The sequence below is a fragment of the Jatrophihabitans sp. genome (genome assembly GCA_036399055.1).
Classification (GTDB): domain Bacteria; phylum Actinomycetota; class Actinomycetes; order Mycobacteriales; family Jatrophihabitantaceae; genus Jatrophihabitans_A.
Map to the genome: position 1 here is coordinate 41,206 of DASWNX010000030.1, position 15,568 is coordinate 56,773.

Genomic DNA, 15,568 nt, shown 5'->3' on the forward strand with positions numbered 1-15,568 from the left:
CGCGGCCCTTCAGGCGCACCGCCACTGGGCCCCGTCCTATCGCGAGCCCTCAGCCAGTGGCGTCCTAGGATCGAGAATGGCCGTCCTAGGATCGAGCAGTGGCGACCTTCTCGACCGTGACCACCGCTGACGGCGCGACGCTGGAGTACCTTATCAGCGGCCCGGCGGGCGGCCCGGTGCTGCTGTTCCAGCCGGGCACCCCGAATGCGGCGGTGCTCTTTGGGTGCGTCACCGGGCCCGCCGCCGAGTTGGGATTGCGCACCGTCAGCTACTCCCGACCCGGCTACGGGCAGTCCACGCCGCGTCCGGGACGGAGCGTCGCAGACGCCGTCGCCGACATCGAGACAGTGCTGGACGCCTTGGGCGTCGAGCAGTTCGTGACCCTCGGCTGGTCCGGCGGCGGCCCGCACGCGCTGGCGGCCGGGGCCTTGCTGCCCGAGCGGTGCCGGGCGGTCGCGGTGCTGGCCGGGGTGGCGCCCTATCCCGCGCGCGGCATCGACTTCTTCGCCGGCATGGGCCAGGACAACGTGCGGGAGTTCGGCGCGACCCTGGCCGGCGCCGGCGAGCTCAGCCCGTTGCTCGAGTCCTTCGCCGCCGAGTTGGCGACGGTGACGGGCGAGGGCGTCACCGAGGCGATGGCCGGCCTGCTGTCGCCGGTGGACCGGGCAGCGTTGACCGGTGAGTTCGTCGATGAGATGGCCGGTGCCCTGCGCCGGGCGGTCCTCACCGGCATCGCGGGTTGGCGCGACGATGACCTTGCCTTCGTCAAGGACTGGGGATTCGACCTCGGACGGATCAGCGTGCCGGTCGACGTCTGGCAGGGCCGGCAGGACCGCATGGTGCCGTTCGAGCACGGCCAGTGGCTGGCCGCCAAGGTGCCAGGCGCGCAGGCGCACCTGTTCGCGACCGAAGGCCACCTGTCGATGCTCAACCAGATTCCTGACCTGCTGGCCGAATTGCTGGGTTGAGGAGGGGTGCGGTCCTGCTCATCCGGTTCTACTGCGTGGTGACCACGAATCGCTCGCCGGTGTTGTCATAGGCGATCTTGACGATGAAGCAGGCGCAAGGGTCGTTTCGGGTCCTCATGACGTCCGGTAGGTCGATCGAGGTGCCGGTTGCGGCGCGGAGCACCTTGTTATGGGCGTCGAAGGTGGTGATCTCAATGCTCGCGATGCGGTCGCGATTCCGATGGAAACGTAGTTACAGGCCGCAACTGCCAGCACGCCGAACGCCGCCAGGGCCGCGCGTCCCACCTGACGCCCAGGCCGTTTCATGGCCGGCTGCTGGTGAGCCGGCCGTTGGTCAGCTCGATCTGGCGGTGGCAGCGGGCCGCCACCTCGGGGTCATGGGTGCAGATGACCACGGTCGAACCAGCGGCGGCCAAAGCGAAAACTCGATCCAGCACCCGTTCCCTGGACAGGTGGTCGAGTTCGGCGGTGAGCTCGTCGGCCAGCAGCACGCTGGGTTCGATCACCAGCGCCCGGGCGATCGCGACCCGTTGCTGCTGGCCGCCGGACAGCTGCTCGACGAGGTGGTCGGCGACGTCGTCCAGGCCGAGCACGGCCAGGGCGTCCTCGGCGCGGTCGAGGATGTCGTTGCGGTCCAGACCCTTGCCCGCCTGGCCCTGCAACACGATCTCGACGTTCTCGGCGGCGCTGAGCACGCTGACCAGGCCGTAGCCCTGCAGCACCAGGCCATAACCCTCGGGCACCGTGCCGGCGACCTGCGCTCCGGCCCTGGACACCGTTCCGCTGTCAGGTGGTTCCAGCCCGGCCAGCAGTGCGAGCAGGCTCGACTTGCCGCTGCCGGACGGCCCGGTGATCGCCAGCACTTGGAAGGGATAGGCGCTGACCGACACGTCGGACAGCACCGCCCGCCCGGCCCGCCGGTAACCCACCCGGTCCGCTACCAGCGTCGGGGGCAACTGGCCGCCCGCGGGCTCGGCGGCCGCATGCCGGGCGGTCACCGGGGACCGCCGGGGCGCTCGGATTCGGGGCTGACCGCTGTGAACTCCACGCCGGCAGGCTTGCGCACCACCCGCAGCTGGGAACCGGGCGGCAACATGGCCAGCACGTCCGGCGGCAGCTGCACCGCGCCCTGAGCGTCCACCCGGGCGAACTGCTCGCGCTGCTGATCGCGGTCATCGGCCCGGCCCTCGGTGATGGTGACGCTGCGCCCGAGCGCGGCGGCCACGGCCGGATCGTGGGTCACCACCACGACGGTGGTGCCGAAGTTCGCGGTGATCCGCGTCAGCAGCTGCCCGACCTTGTCGCGGTTGGCGGTGTCCAGCTGCGAGGTCGGCTCGTCGGCCAGCAGCAGCCCCGGCGAACCGGCCATCGCCACCGCGACCGACAGCCGCTGCTGCTCGCCGCCGGACAGGCGCGAGACCCGCTGCCCGCTGAGCTCGGACAGCCCCAGCCCGGCCAGCAACTCCGCCGGCGCCTGCAGGTCGACCCGCCGGTAACCGCGCAGGGCGCGCTGGGCGAAGGAGATGTTCTGCTCGGAAGTGCCGTAGGGCAGCAGGTTGCGCGAGGGGTTCTGCACCACCACGCCGATCCGCTGACCGCGCAGGCGCAGCAGCTCCGGCTCGCTCATCACGGTGATGTCGTCAGCGCCCAGGTAGATCTGGCCGGAGGTGGGCCGCAGCAGCCCGGCGAGCAGGCTCAGCAGGGTCGACTTGCCCGACCCCGACGGCCCGAGCAGCGCGACCGACTCACCGGCCGCCACGCTGAACTCGACGTTGTCCAGAGCGGTGACCTGCTGGCCGTCCATCTCGTAGTGATGGCTCAGGTGCTCGCAGTAGATGGCCAGGCCGGTCTGCAGCATGCGCGCGCTCATTCGGCCTCCCGCAACCTGGCCGGCGCGGCGGCCAGCAGCAGCGCCCGGCCGGCCAGCACCGCGGTGACGCTCAGCAGCAGCAGGAAGGCCAGCGCGAACAGCAGGACGCCCGTCAGAGCCGGCTGGTAGCTCAGCGCCACCGGGGTCTGGTCGGCGAACTGGGGGACCGAGGGCATCGCCCAGCGGGCGGCCAGGTAGCCGGCCGGCACCCCCAGCAGCAGGGCAGCCCCCAGCAGCAGGAACTGCTCGAGGACGCAGGCGCCCAGCAGGGTCCGCCGGCTGATCCCGACGGCGCGCAGTGAGGCCAGCTCGAAGGTCCGGCGCCGGCCGGTCGAGGCGATCGCGATGGCGGTGCCACCGATGGCCAGGATCGAGCCCGCGATGGCGCAGACCACCAGCAGCCGCAACGCCAACGCCGGGCCCTGCCGGCCCAGTTCGCTGAGCCGGCCGGCCTTGGTGGCGCCGGGCTCCACCACCAGTCCGGCGGCTCGCAGCCGGTCGATCGCGTCGGCCGGCGCGGCCGGTCCCAGCCAGATCGACCAGCTGGCCTCGCTGTCGAAGGCCGGCAGCTGGGCCCGCAGTCCCGTCACATCGACCAGCACCCCGGCGTCGAGCACCGAGGGCAGCACCGCCGGGCTGCCCACCACCTGAAACGGCGCCGCGGAGCCGGTCAGATCGGTCATCCGCAGCTCGGGCAGGCTCGCCGCCTCGGGCACCAAGCCGGCAGGGGAGGCGAGCACCGGCAGCGGCCGGGGGCTGTCGGCGTGGGTGATGCCGGCCGAGCCGCCGGTCTGGCTGCTGTAGACGTCCTGCAGGCCGCCTTCGGTGACGCTGAGGCTGTCCTCGGAGTTCCCCAGGGGGCTGGCCTTGGGCCGCCAGTCGCCGGCGGTGGCGAGCCCGCTGTCCAGCGGCTGCCACCGGCCGTCGGAGAAGAACTCCAGCTGGCTGACCCGCACGACGCCGGTCAGCTTGCCGAAGGTGCTGATCGGCCGGTCCCAGGTGATGTCGGTCAGGGTGCAGCCGCCGGCGCACCCGACCGTCGCGGTGTACTGGTGCTCGCCGGGGGCCAGCGTGCCGGCCCGGACGTTGATGGCCGGCTTGTTGGGCGCCCGCAGGGTGAGCAGCACGTGCGGCCGGGCGCCGGGACTGAGCTCGACGGCCTCGACGCGCACCCGCAGCCGGGTGGCCCGGACCTGCAGGGGCGCCGGCAGGTCCGCAGGCAGCAGCGCCTTGGCCGCCTCGGCCGGCGCCGGCGTGGCGCCGCCGGAGTAGGCCACCGCGGCCAGCCTGCCGGCGTCGACGGCCAGCACCCGGCCGGTGACCGAGCCGCCGCCGTCGGGCAGCCAGGAGGCGGTGGCCATCGCCCACCGGCCGTCCGGGTCGGCCTTGCGGGTGGCGGCGACCGGGTCACGCAGCGGCTCGTACTGCACCGGCGCCAGCGCGCTCGCGCCGACCTCGACCCGGGCTCGCAGCTCGCGGTTCTGGCTGGCCACCCCCTCGCCGGCGATCGCGAAGATGGCCAGCCCGACGGCGACCGCCAGCAGCGCGGCCAGCCGCAGCCCGGCCGGCCGGCGCACCACCTGCCGGGCCGCCAGGAACAGCCCGATCCGCCCGGAGCCACGGGTCATCGGCAGCAGCGGGCGCAGCGCCAGCGGCAGCAGCCGGATGCCCAGCAGGGCCACGGCGAAGACCAGCAGCGCCGGCGCTAGCAACGTGGTCGGCTGCGGGCTGCCGTCCCGGCCGGCTCGGCGCAGCAGCACCAACCCGAACACCGCGGCGGCGGCCAGCACGAGGTCCAGCGCCAGCATCAGCCTGCTGGGCTGATGGCCCGGGGTCCGCCGCCACTGCTCCAACACCGACCGCCGCAGGGTTTTGCGGCTGGCGGCGGCCGCCGCGGCCAGGCTGCCGGCCAGGGACGCCGCGACCGCCACCGCGGTGGCCCGGGTGAGGTCGACCGGGGTCCCCGGGACCAACTCGGTGGCCGCGAACAGCCGCACCGACAGCCAGCCGCCGAGCAGCCCCAACGGCGTGGCCAGCGCGACCAGCAGCATCGGCTCAGCCAGTCCGAACCGGATCGTGGCCGCCGGTCCCAGGCCGCGCAGCTTGGCCAGCGCGATCTCCGAGCCCTTGGCCTCGACCGCGTCGGCGATCACCTGGAACAGCACCAGCCAGGCCAGCACCGCCAACTGCAGTGACACCAGCAGGGTGGACACGTCGATCAGCCGCTGCTCGGCTTTGGCCGCGGCCAGCACCGCCAGGACGTCGGTGCTGAAGTGGTCGCCGACGCCGGGGTCCGAGCGCAGCTGTCTCAGCCTGGACACGTCGGCTGCCAGCGCCGCGGTGCCAGACAGCCGGACCTCGGTGGCCTCGATCGGGTAGTCGACCTGCACTTGCACCCGGGCGGGAAACAGCGGCGGCAGCTCGGCGCGGTCGACGAACAGCGCGTCGACGGTGTCGGGGGACTCACCTGGGCCGGGGTGGGCGTCGAAGTAACTGTGGCCCTGCCAGAACGGATCGGCGACCCTGGCGAGCCGGTAGGCGCCCACCACGGTGACCGCGGCGATCTGCTGGGCCGGGTCGCCGAATCCGGTGACGGTCACGGTCTGCGGCAGGTTCGACAGCGTCAACCGGGCGCCTAGTCGCCAGCCGTAGTCGCCCTGCAGGGTGCGTTCGCTGGCCAGCGCCTCGCCGGCTCTGGCGGGGCACCGGCCTCGGGTCAGCGTCAGGTGCGCGCAGGCATCGGCCCGCCAAATCATCCGGGTGTGGGGTCCCACGTCGCCGATCGCCACCTGCGCCGGCGTCGAGGCCCTGGCCGGCAGCACCGCCGAGACCAGCGTGCGGGGATAGGCCTTGACGCTGCCCGGCTCCGGGCCCAGGGCGGCCGCCGCGTCCAGGTCGGCCTCGGTCTGGATGTCGCGGGTGAAGCTGAAGTGCAGCGCGGCGTCGCTGGCGGAGGAGGTCAGCCGGTCACGCAGCGTCGACTCGTCGGCGGCGCGGGCGTAGAGCGGGCCCAGCGAGCCGGCGCCGATGGTGATCACGGCCACCAGCAGGGTCGCCGCCGACAGGCCCCGGCGCCACCACAGGGCTCGCAGGAGCAGGGCCAGTCGGCCGATGCCTAAGCTGCTGATGAGCTCGCCTTTCTCGCTGGTCTGCCCTTCTCGCGGGCCGGCCTCGCGATGTCATGAGACACCCTCGCCGAGCGTGCCGGTGGCCCAGTCGGCCGGGTAGTTATCCGACTGATGCCAACCGTGGGGAAGGGCTGACCAGCGAGCGCGAGCGGCGGTGCGGCAGCTTAGCCAGCAGCGGTGACAGCAGCGCGGGAGACGCCGAAGCCGCCCCGCGTGTTCGGGCCGAACCGGGCGATCTCGGCCGCGAGGTCCAGCGACCGCATCGAGGCTGTCTGATCAGCCTCGGTCAGCAGGTCGGCGGGGATCAGCCAGACGACCTCGAACTCCAGGCCGTCGGGGTCGCGGCCGTACAGCGACTTGGTGGTGCCGTGGTTCGAGGCGCCGACCAGGGCGCCGAGGGCGGTCAGCTTGCCGGCGAGTTCTTCCAGGTCCCCGAGGGTGTCGACCTCCCAGGCCAGGTGGTACAGCCCGACGGTGCTGCGCCCGGCGCCCGAGGCGCCGGCTTGCCCGCCGATCTCGAACAGGCCGAGGTCGTGGTCGTTGGACGAGCCCGGCGCCCGCAGGAACGCCGCGCCGGGGGGACCCCCGCCCCCGATTCGCTCGAAGCCGAAGACGTCGTGATAGAACGCCACGCTGGCGGCGACGTCGCGGACGTAGAGAACGGCGTGGTTGAGCCGAAAGACGGACATGGCGACCTCCTGGTGAGCTGGGTCAATGATGCTCTGAAGACTGATGCTGACAGAACTCGATTGAGCTTTCAACTATTTCTGAACGGCCGTCCTGTAAGCGTTTGTGACACAATTCATAGGACGCGGTCATCACTGTCCGCAATTAGCGTGCGAACTCTCTGTGATAAACGCGGGCAACACACCGGTAAAACCCACATAGACCGTCGTGTTAGGGCAGTCGTGCCCAAAAACTTGCGGATTTCTTGCGGGTTTCAGGGCTATACGGAGCCTCGCTGTTCGATTACCGTCGCCGTATCCGACATTTCTCGGCACCCACTCATCGCGGGTGCCGTCCTCCCCTGTCCTGACACGGAGATTGTGCATGCGCGCACGCGGTAAAGCTTTGATAAGTGGAATTGCCAGCACGGCGCTGGTGGCCGGCAGCTGGCTGGCCGTGCCGACTTCGGCCTGGGCCGGGGCCAGCAGCGGGGCACCCGTTGTGATCAACGAGGTCTACGGCGGCGGCGGCAACGCCGGCGCGACCTACAAGCAGGACTTCATCGAGCTCTACAACAAGAGCGGCTCGGCCGTGAACCTCGCCGGCTGGTCGGTCCAGTACGCCTCCGCCACCGGCACCTCCTGGGCGACCACCGCGTTGACCGGCACCCTGCCGCCCGGCGGCCATTACGTCGTGCGCGAGGCCCAGGGCGCCGGTGGCACCACCGACGTCGCCTCCGACGTCACCGGAACCATCGCGATGAGTGGCACGGCCGGCAAGGTCGCGCTCGTCAACACCACCGGCGCGCTGACCTGCGGCGCCGACTGCGACGGCAACGCCGCCGTCGTCGACTTCGTCGGCTTCGGAACCACCGCCAACGACTTCGCCGGCGCCGGCCCGACGCCCGCGCCGAGCAACACCAACTCCGTCTCGCGCAACGCCGCTCACGACAACACCGCCAACAACGCCGCGGACTTCACCGCGAGCGCGCCGAGCCCGGTGGCCTGCGGCACTGCTTGCACCACCGTCACCCCGCCGCCTCCGACCGCGACCGAGAAGACCATCGCCGAGATCCAGGGCGCGGGCGCGGAGTCACCGCTCGTCGGCGCCACCGTCACCACCAAGGGCATCGTCACGGCGGCCTACCCGACCGGCGGGTTCAAGGGCTACTACATCCAGACGCCGGGCACCGGCGGACCGGTTGACCCGGCCACTGACACCACCTCCGACGGCGTCTTCGTCTTCCAGTCCACTGGCGCCTTGCCCGCGGCCGTGCAGATCGGCAACTACGTCCAGGTCACCGGTGGAGTCGTCGAGTTCTTCGGCATGACCGAGATCAACGTGGCCGCCGCTGACGTCGTCGACCTGGCCGACCCGCCCGCGGGCGTGACCGCCGCGACCACCTCGAGCTGGCCTGCCACCAACGCCGCGCGCGAGTCGCTGGAGGGCATGCTGTACCGCCCGACCGGCGCCTACACCGTCACCAACACCTTCACCACCAACCAGTACGGAGAGGTCGGCCTGGCCTCAGGCTCCAAGCCGCTGATTCAGCGGACCGAGGTCGAAGAACCTGGTCCGGCCGCTTCCAGCGCCACCGAGGCGGACAACGCGGCTCGGGCGATCACCCTGGACGACGGCTCCAGCGTCAACTACCTGGCCACCAGTGGCGGCGTGCTGGTCAACGGGGCGCTGACCCCGCCCTACGTCTCGCAGTCCGCTCCGGTCCGGGTGGGCGCGCCCGTCACGTTCACCAGCGACGTGATCGTCGACTGGCGTAACAGCGCGTGGAAGTTCCAGCCCACCACCACGGTCACCGGCCCGGCCAACGCCAACTCCCCGGCCACCTTCGCCAACACCCGCACCGCCGCGCCGGACGAGGCCCTGATCGGCAACGCCGACCTCAAGGTCGCCTCGTTCAACGTGCTGAACTACTTCACCACCCTCGGCACCGACGACGCCAGCTGCACCTCGTTCAAGGACCGTGACGGCAACGGCGCCACGGTCAACGGCGGCTGCGAGCAGCGCGGCGCCTGGGACGCCGAGGACCTCGCGCGTCAGCAGATCAAGATCGTCAAGGCCATCAACGCCCTGGACGCCGACGTGATCGGCCTGATGGAGATCGAGAACTCGGCTCGCCTGGGTGAGACCCCCGACGAGGCGACCAACACCCTGGTGGCCGCGCTGAACGCCGATGCCGGCGCAGGCACCTGGGCCGCCAACCCGTCCTCGACGGAGCTGCCGCCGGTGGCCGAGATGGACGTCATCACCAACGCCATCATCTACAAGCCGGCAGCGGTCAACCGGGTCGGCGCCGCGCGTGCCCTCGGCTCCGCCAGCTCGTCCGGCGGCGCGTTCGACAACGCCCGCGAGCCGGTGGCGCAGGTCTTCGCACCCAAGGCCGGCGGCGAGAAGTTCCTGTTCGTCGTCAACCACTTCAAGTCCAAGGGCTCGGCCGGTCCGTGGCCCGGTGACGCCGACACCGGTGACGGGCAGGGCGCGTCCAACGAGTCGCGAGTCCGCCAGGCCACCGCACTGCGTGACTGGATCCCCACGGTTCTCCCGGCCACCGCGACCAAGGCCGTGGTGCTCGCCGGTGACTTCAACGCCTACGGCAAGGAGGACCCGCTCGACGTCCTGAGCGCCGCCGGCTACACCGACGTCGAGCAGCACTACGCCCACGGCGAGTACTCCTACTCCTTCTCCGGGCTGTCCGGCTCGCTCGACCACATCCTGGTCAACGCCAACGCCTTGCAGCGCTCCACCGGGGCCGACATCTGGAACATCAACTCCGGTGAGTCGCTGGCGCTGGAGTACAGCCGCTGGAACTACCACGGCACCGATTTCCACTCGCCTGACGCCTACCGTTCCTCCGACCACGACCCGGTGGTCGTGGGCCTGCTCGCGGGCTCGACCACCGAGACCGTGCAGGTGCTTGGCATCAACGACTTCCACGGGCGCATCCAGGCCTCGGGCGTCGAGGCGGGGGCGGCTGTGCTGGCCGGCGCGGTGAAGCAGTTGCGCGCCCAGTACCCGGAGACGGTGTTCGCCGCCGCCGGTGACCTGATCGGCGCGTCGACCTTCGAGTCGTTCATCTCCCACGACAAGCCCACGATCGACGCGCTCAACGAGGCGGGCCTGGAAGTGTCGGCGGTGGGCAACCACGAGTTCGACCAGGGCTATGACGACCTGATCAACCGCGTGATGGCGCCTTACAACGCCGAGACCAACCCCTACGGCGGCGCTGCGTGGGAGTACCTGGGCGCGAACGTGCGCCACGCCGATGACCACTCCGCGGCGCTGCCCGAGACCTGGATCCAGGACTTCGGCGGTGTCCAGGTCGGCTTCGTCGGCGCGGTCACCGACCACCTCAACGAGCTGGTCTCTCCCGCCGGAATCGCCGGGCTGGAGATCGAGTCACCCGTCGTGGCGGCCAACCGGCACGCCAACGAGCTCAAGGCAGCCGGCGCCGAGATCGTCGTGCTCCTCGTGCACGAAGGCGCCGAGTCGACCGCGCTGTCCGCGGCCACCGACCCGGCCACCGACTTCGGCAAGATCGTCACCGGCGTGAACGACAACGTCGACGCGATCGTGTCCGGTCACACCCACCTGGCCTACAACCACTCGGTCACGGTTCCGGGCTGGGTCAGCGCGGGTCGCGAGGTCACCACCCGGCCGGTCGTCTCGGCCGGTCAGTACGGCTACAACCTTAACCAGCTGCTGTTCACGGTGGACTCCGGAACCGGTGAGGTCACCGGGCTCCAGCAGAACATCCTGCCGCTGGTGAAGTCGCCGGCCTACCCGACCGACGCGCCGACCAAGGCGATCGTCGACAAGGCAGTGGCCGACGCCGCTGTGCTCGGCGCCCAGCCGCTGGGTGAGATCACCGGTCCGTTCAACCGCGCCAAGCTCTCCAGCGGCGCTGAGAACCGGGGCGGTGAGTCGACGCTGGGCAACCTGGTCGCCGAGGTGCAGCAGACTGCCACCGAGGGCGCGACCACCGGCTCCGCGCAGATCGCCTTCATGAACCCCGGCGGACTGCGGGCAGACATGGTCGGCAGCAGCTCGACCTATCCCAACACCCTGACCTACCGGCAGGCGGCCAATGTGCAGCCGTTCGCCAACACTCTGGTCAACCTCAAGCTGACGGGCGCCCAGCTCAAGACGGCGCTCGAGCAGCAGTGGCAGCCGGCGGGCGCGGCCCGGCCGTTCCTGCGGCTCGGCATCTCCGAGGGCTTCACCTACACCTACGACCCGCGGGCGGCGGCCGGCAGCCGGATCACCGGCATGTGGCTCGGCGGCAGCGCGATCGACCCGACGGCCAGCTACTCCGTCACGGTGAACTCGTTCCTGGCCGCCGGTGGTGACAACTTCGGGGTGTTCGCCCAGGGTGTCAACAAGAAGGACACCGGGCAGACCGACCTGCAGGCCATGGTCGAGTACATGGACGACCACACCCCCGTCGCGCCGGACTACACGCAGCGTTCTGTCGGCGTGATGTTCCCGGCCGGCGCCCCGGCGTCCTACCTGCCGGGTGAGCAGGTCAGCTTCAACCTCTCGTCGCTGGCCTTCAGCACCGCTGCTGACCGCAAGGACACCGCGGTGAACGTGAGCCTCGGCGGCACCGCGCTCGGGTCGTTCGCGGTGGACAACACGATCGGAACGGCGATCACCGATGAGTACGGCGCCGCCACCGTCAGCTTCACCCTTCCCGCCGGCGTGCCGGCCGGGCAGCAGAACCTGACGGTGACCGGGGCTCAGACCGGCACCACGACCACGGTGCCGATCACGGTGCGCCAGCTCATGAGCACCACGACCACGCTCGCTACCTCGGCGCCGTCGCAGACCTACGGCGCCAGCACCCCGGCCACGCTCACGGCGACCGTCGCCCAGAGCGACGGCGGGACGCCCAGTGGCTCGGTGCGCTTCGAGACGACCGGTGGCACGGTGCTGGCGACTGTTCCGGTGAGCTCGGGACAGGCCAGCTACCAGATGCCGGCGACGACCGCGGCGGGGACCTACCAGATCGCCGCCACGTTCGTGCCGTCGACGGAGCAGGTGACCGGCTCGACCTCCGCGGTCGTGCAGTTCACGGTGGACAAGGCGGTCTCGACCACCGGCCTCACCGCGACCGTGGCGAAGGTGAAGAGCAAGTTCGAGGTGCGGATGACGGCCACCGTCACGCTGAACAACGGCAAGCCTGCCGTCGGCGCTGTCGCCTTCTACGTCAAGGGTGTGCTCGTCGGTCAGGCGCCGGTGGGCGCGAATGGTCAGGCTTCGTTCACCGCTGCGGTGGCGAAGGGGCAGTCACAGGTGCGGGCGCAGTTCACCCCGACCGACACTGCCAACCACCTGGGTTCCACCAGCCCGACGCTCACGGTCAACGCCAAGTAGGGCCCAGCTCCATCCAGTGAGACCAGTAAGGCCCAGCTCCATCCAGTAAGACTGGCTAGACAGCAGAAGGGCTCGGCGAGGGACAACCCTCGCCGAGCCCTTCTTGCGTGTGCTCGGTCCCTCAGCGGCCGGCCCGCTGGGCCAGGCTGGGGGACCGCCGTGTCACTTCGGCGTGTCGGACAACCGCTGCAGCAGGGCGTCGACCGCGCTCGGCGGCTGTGGCGCGACGAACAGCTGCAGCTGGATGGTCAGCTGCATGGCGGCGCCACCCTTGGTGGTGTCGCCGGTCAGCTGCGCTCCAGAGACCAGGGCGGCCCGCTTGCCCGGACCCTGAACGGCCGCCAGGAAGCGCAGATCGTCGGCTGCCGCCCCCTTGACGACGACGGTGAGCGGCAGGGCGTACGTCCCCCCGGCCGCAGGAACGGCGCCGGCCGCCGGCGGTGTCACGGGCGCTGAGCCGGCCGCGGGGGCGGCGTGCGAGGACCCGGCCGCGGCCGGTGCGGCCGGCGCCGTCGAGGTCAGGGCCATCGGCTCGCCTGCGGTGATCCCACTGATGCTCACATGGTGCTGGCCGGCGTAGCCGCTGAGCTGGCGGGTGAACGCGGCCAGGCTGCTGTCCACCGGAAGGGCGGTGCGAGCCTGGCGCAACGAGGCGACGAGGGCGTCCATGTTGGAGTTGTCAGCCTGCAGCCGGTGGATCTTGGAGTGCAGGGTGAGGTTCTGGGTCTGCGCCGCGAGGGTCTGCTCGTCCAGCGAGGCGGCGTTGGACAGCTCCGGGCTGACCACCATGAACCAGGCCACGGCTGAGATCACCACAGCCGCCGCCGCGCCGCCGGCCTGCCACACCCGATCGCCTTTGGCCGCGTTCATCAGTTGCCTCCGGTCTTGGGAGTGAGGTCGTAACGGTGGGAGAACAGGCTGTCGTTGATGGTGAACTGGATCGTGAACAAGGCGCCCTTGTCATTGGTCGTGTTGGACGTCGGATACGGGTCCAGGAAGCCCGGAAGGCTGCCGAGCCGGTCGACCAGCGTCGACACGTCGGGCACTCGCTGCGCCTGGCCGGTGACGGTGATCAGGCCGATGTGAGGGCGTCCGGAGGTGTCCAGGGACGCGGTGCCCGAGGCGGGGTTGACCTTCGCCTGCTGGCCTGCCGGCGGTGACATGGTCACCGCGAGCTGGCTCACGGTGGCGCCCGGGGGGAGTTGCTTGAGGACCGAGTTGACCAGAGCCGACATGTCGACGTCGCTCTCGAGCAGCTGGGACAGCTCGGTGCGCACGCCGGCCACGGTGCCTTGCAGCAGCGTGACATCGGCGTAGCGCTTCTGCTGGGCCAGCAGCTGCGACGTCCGGCTCTGCTCGGCAGCCAGGGTCTCGGCGGCCTGCTGGCTGCGGTAGAAGGCGTAGCCGTAACCGATGCCGGCGAGCAGCACCAGCGCGCACAGCAGGTAGGCCACCATCTTGCGGATGGCACGCACTCGCCGGGCCTGCAGCACCTCGGGCGGGATCAGGTTGGCGACGATGCCCCAACCCGGCATCGTGCTCCATAGCTCACGTGGCTGCATGGTGGTCATGCCGCTGCTCCCATCGCCAGTCCTACCGACACCGCGGTGGCTGACAGCTCCGCGTCCTCGTTCTGAAGCTCTTTCGACGCCAGCCGGTTGCGCACGTGCTGCATCGGAGCGATCACGTTGGCCGGCAGGGACAGGTGCTCGCCCAGCAGCTCAGCCAGGCCGGGCAGGGCCGACCCGCCGCCGGTGAGCGCCAGCCGCTCGACCGGCGCGCTGCCCTCGGTGGTTCCGAAGTAGTGGACCGAGCCGCGGATCTCGGCCAGCAGGGGACGGATCCCCTCGGCCAGCGCGTCGGTGAAGTTGCGGTTGGTGGACTGAAGCCCCTGCACCCGCTTGGCGGTCTCGGCCTGGTCCGGTTCCAAGCCCACCCGGTCCACGATCCGGTCGGTGAGCTCCTGGCCGCCACGAGCGACCGCGCGAACCACCTTGGGCACCCCGTGCCGGTGGATGATGATGTTCGTCATGTGAGCGCCGATGTCGATGACCGCCTCGACGCCGTGATTCTCATCGGCGATGGCGCGCAGCGCGGCGAAGGAGGAGAGATCCACCCGGGCGACCTGCAGGCCGGCGCTCTCGATCGCCTGAACGGCGGCCAGCACCGGAGAGCGAGGGGTGGCGATCAGCAACCCCGGCACCATGCCGGTGGCCTGATCGGGCTCGCCCAGGGGCAGCCAGTCGATCAGGGCCTGGTCCAGCGGCAGCGGCACCACTTCACGAGCCTGGTAGGGCAGCGCTTTCATCAGCTGGTCATGGGGCAGCTTGGGCATGGGGAGGTCGCGGACCACGGTCTGCTGGTTGGTGATGCCCAGGATCACGTTGCGGCACTCGAAGTGGTTCTTCGACCACAACTGCCGCAGCGCGACTGTCACCGCGTTCTGATCGCAGACCACGCCGTTGACGACCGCGCCGGGCGGCAGGTCGACGTGGCCGCAGCCGTGCACGCTCACCGAGGGGCGGCCGTCGGTGGTGCCGTGCGACAGGATCGCCGCGCGCACCGAGGTCGCGCCGATGTCCAGGCCGATGGCGTGACCGTCGGGGTTGACGATTCCGATTTTGGGGTTGCAGATCTGACGGTGCTTCATCGCTTCTCCAGGAGAATGGCAGCGCAGGGTGAGAGAGGGGATGGGCTCAGAGCCCGGTGAGGTCGAGGTAGCCGTCGATCAACGGCTGGGCCAGGCACAACGCCACCGCCGCGGCCGTGAGCATGAAGGGGCCGAACGGCAACGGCGTCTTGCCGCTGCCACGCCTGCTCGCGATCACCGCGACGCCCGCCACTCCGCCGAGCAGGAACGCGGTGAACGCCCCGACCAGCAGGGCCGAGTAGCTCAGCCAGCCGAGCATGCCGCCGATCAGGCCGGCCAACTTGACGTCGCCGAAGCCCATCCCCTTGGGATAGGCCAGAGCCAGCGCGAAGTAACCGCCGAACAGCGCCGCGGACCCGACCGCCGTCCGCAGCAGCGCCGAATAGTCCTGCTGCCACAGCGCCGGCCCGGCCAGCAGCAGGGCCAGCACCGGATAGGACGGGAGCACGATGGCGTTCGGCAGCCGGTGACAGTCGATGTCTATCGCCGCCAGCGCTATCGCGATCGCGGTGAAGTAGAGCCAGGCCGGCAGGCCCGGCAGCCTGTCGATGGAGTGCAGCCGCCAGGTCACCAGCGTGAACGCCACGGCGGTGACCGATTCGATGAGCGGGTACCGGACGCTGATCGGCGCCGCGCAGTCGGCGCAGCGGCCCCGTAGCGCCAGCCAGCCCAGGACCGGCACATTGTGCCGGTGGCGAATCGGGGTGTTGCAGCTCGGGCAGCGCGAGGCCGGCGTGATCAGCGATTGGCCGTTGGGCACCCGGTAGATCACGACGTTGAGAAACGACCCGATCGCCAGGCCGAACACCGCCACCACGACGAGCAGGAACCACATGGCGCAGACCTTCCCGTCGGCGGGCGCGGGCCGCCTCGGCGGCGACTATCGGCCTGAGCA

11 protein-coding genes are annotated in these 15,568 nt (G+C 70.8%); 2 read left to right on the forward strand and 9 right to left on the reverse strand.

Annotated elements, in window-relative coordinates; translation table 11 throughout:
* The first annotated feature begins 98 nt into the window (after positions 1–98).
* The gene (locus VGB75_13090; GenBank protein ID HEY0167969.1) at positions 99–968 is read left to right on the forward strand and encodes an alpha/beta hydrolase; all 870 of its coding nucleotides are present in this window, start codon (positions 99–101) and stop codon (positions 966–968) included.
* A gap of 28 nt (positions 969–996) precedes the next feature.
* Here the strand turns inward: VGB75_13090 and VGB75_13095 are convergent, their stop codons facing one another.
* The 5 genes from VGB75_13095 to VGB75_13115 all read right to left on the reverse strand — a co-directional run bounded on the left by VGB75_13095 (position 997) and on the right by VGB75_13115 (position 6,655).
* Positions 997–1,131 carry a hypothetical protein gene (locus VGB75_13095; GenBank protein HEY0167970.1) on the reverse strand — a complete coding sequence of 45 codons (135 nt, stop codon included), beginning with the start codon at positions 1,129–1,131 and terminating at the stop codon, positions 997–999.
* 139 nt (positions 1,132–1,270) lie between these two features.
* On the reverse strand, positions 1,271–1,966 hold the full coding sequence (locus tag VGB75_13100; GenBank protein HEY0167971.1) for an ATP-binding cassette domain-containing protein: 696 nt from the start codon (positions 1,964–1,966) through the stop codon (positions 1,271–1,273).
* Entirely contained in the window at positions 1,963–2,838 is an 876-nt protein-coding gene (locus tag VGB75_13105) for an ATP-binding cassette domain-containing protein (protein HEY0167972.1), read from the reverse strand. The genes VGB75_13100 and VGB75_13105 overlap by 4 nt, the downstream gene beginning before the upstream one ends.
* Complete coding sequence (locus VGB75_13110) at positions 2,835–5,882, reverse strand: FtsX-like permease family protein (GenBank protein HEY0167973.1); 3,048 nt, start codon at positions 5,880–5,882, stop codon at positions 2,835–2,837. The genes VGB75_13105 and VGB75_13110 overlap by 4 nt, the downstream gene beginning before the upstream one ends.
* A gap of 248 nt (positions 5,883–6,130) precedes the next feature.
* Complete coding sequence (locus tag VGB75_13115; GenBank protein HEY0167974.1) at positions 6,131–6,655, reverse strand: VOC family protein; 525 nt, start codon at positions 6,653–6,655, stop codon at positions 6,131–6,133.
* Positions 6,656–7,067: 412 nt separating this feature from the next.
* On the opposite strand from VGB75_13115, the gene VGB75_13120 reads away from it, so the two are divergent.
* Positions 7,068–12,023, forward strand: coding sequence for an ExeM/NucH family extracellular endonuclease (locus VGB75_13120; GenBank protein ID HEY0167975.1), 4,956 nt, complete (start codon positions 7,068–7,070; stop codon positions 12,021–12,023).
* Positions 12,024–12,185: 162 nt separating this feature from the next.
* On the opposite strand, the gene VGB75_13125 is transcribed toward VGB75_13120, so the two are convergent.
* Genes VGB75_13125 through VGB75_13140 form a run of 4 tightly spaced genes read right to left on the reverse strand, consistent with a single transcriptional unit; the run spans position 12,186 to position 15,508 of the window.
* The gene (locus tag VGB75_13125; protein ID HEY0167976.1) at positions 12,186–12,893 is read right to left on the reverse strand and encodes a hypothetical protein; all 708 of its coding nucleotides are present in this window, start codon (positions 12,891–12,893) and stop codon (positions 12,186–12,188) included.
* The gene (locus VGB75_13130; GenBank protein ID HEY0167977.1) at positions 12,893–13,594 is read right to left on the reverse strand and encodes a PilN domain-containing protein; all 702 of its coding nucleotides are present in this window, start codon (positions 13,592–13,594) and stop codon (positions 12,893–12,895) included. The genes VGB75_13125 and VGB75_13130 overlap by 1 nt, the downstream gene beginning before the upstream one ends.
* Positions 13,591–14,673: a type IV pilus assembly protein PilM gene (gene pilM / locus VGB75_13135; GenBank protein ID HEY0167978.1), complete on the reverse strand. Its 1,083-nt coding sequence runs from the start codon at positions 14,671–14,673 to the stop codon at positions 13,591–13,593. The genes VGB75_13130 and pilM overlap by 4 nt, the downstream gene beginning before the upstream one ends.
* A 46-nt stretch (positions 14,674–14,719) precedes the next feature.
* Positions 14,720–15,508, reverse strand: a complete 789-nt coding sequence (locus VGB75_13140; protein ID HEY0167979.1) for a prepilin peptidase — start codon at positions 15,506–15,508, stop codon at positions 14,720–14,722.
* Between the last annotated feature and the right edge of the window lie 60 nt (positions 15,509–15,568).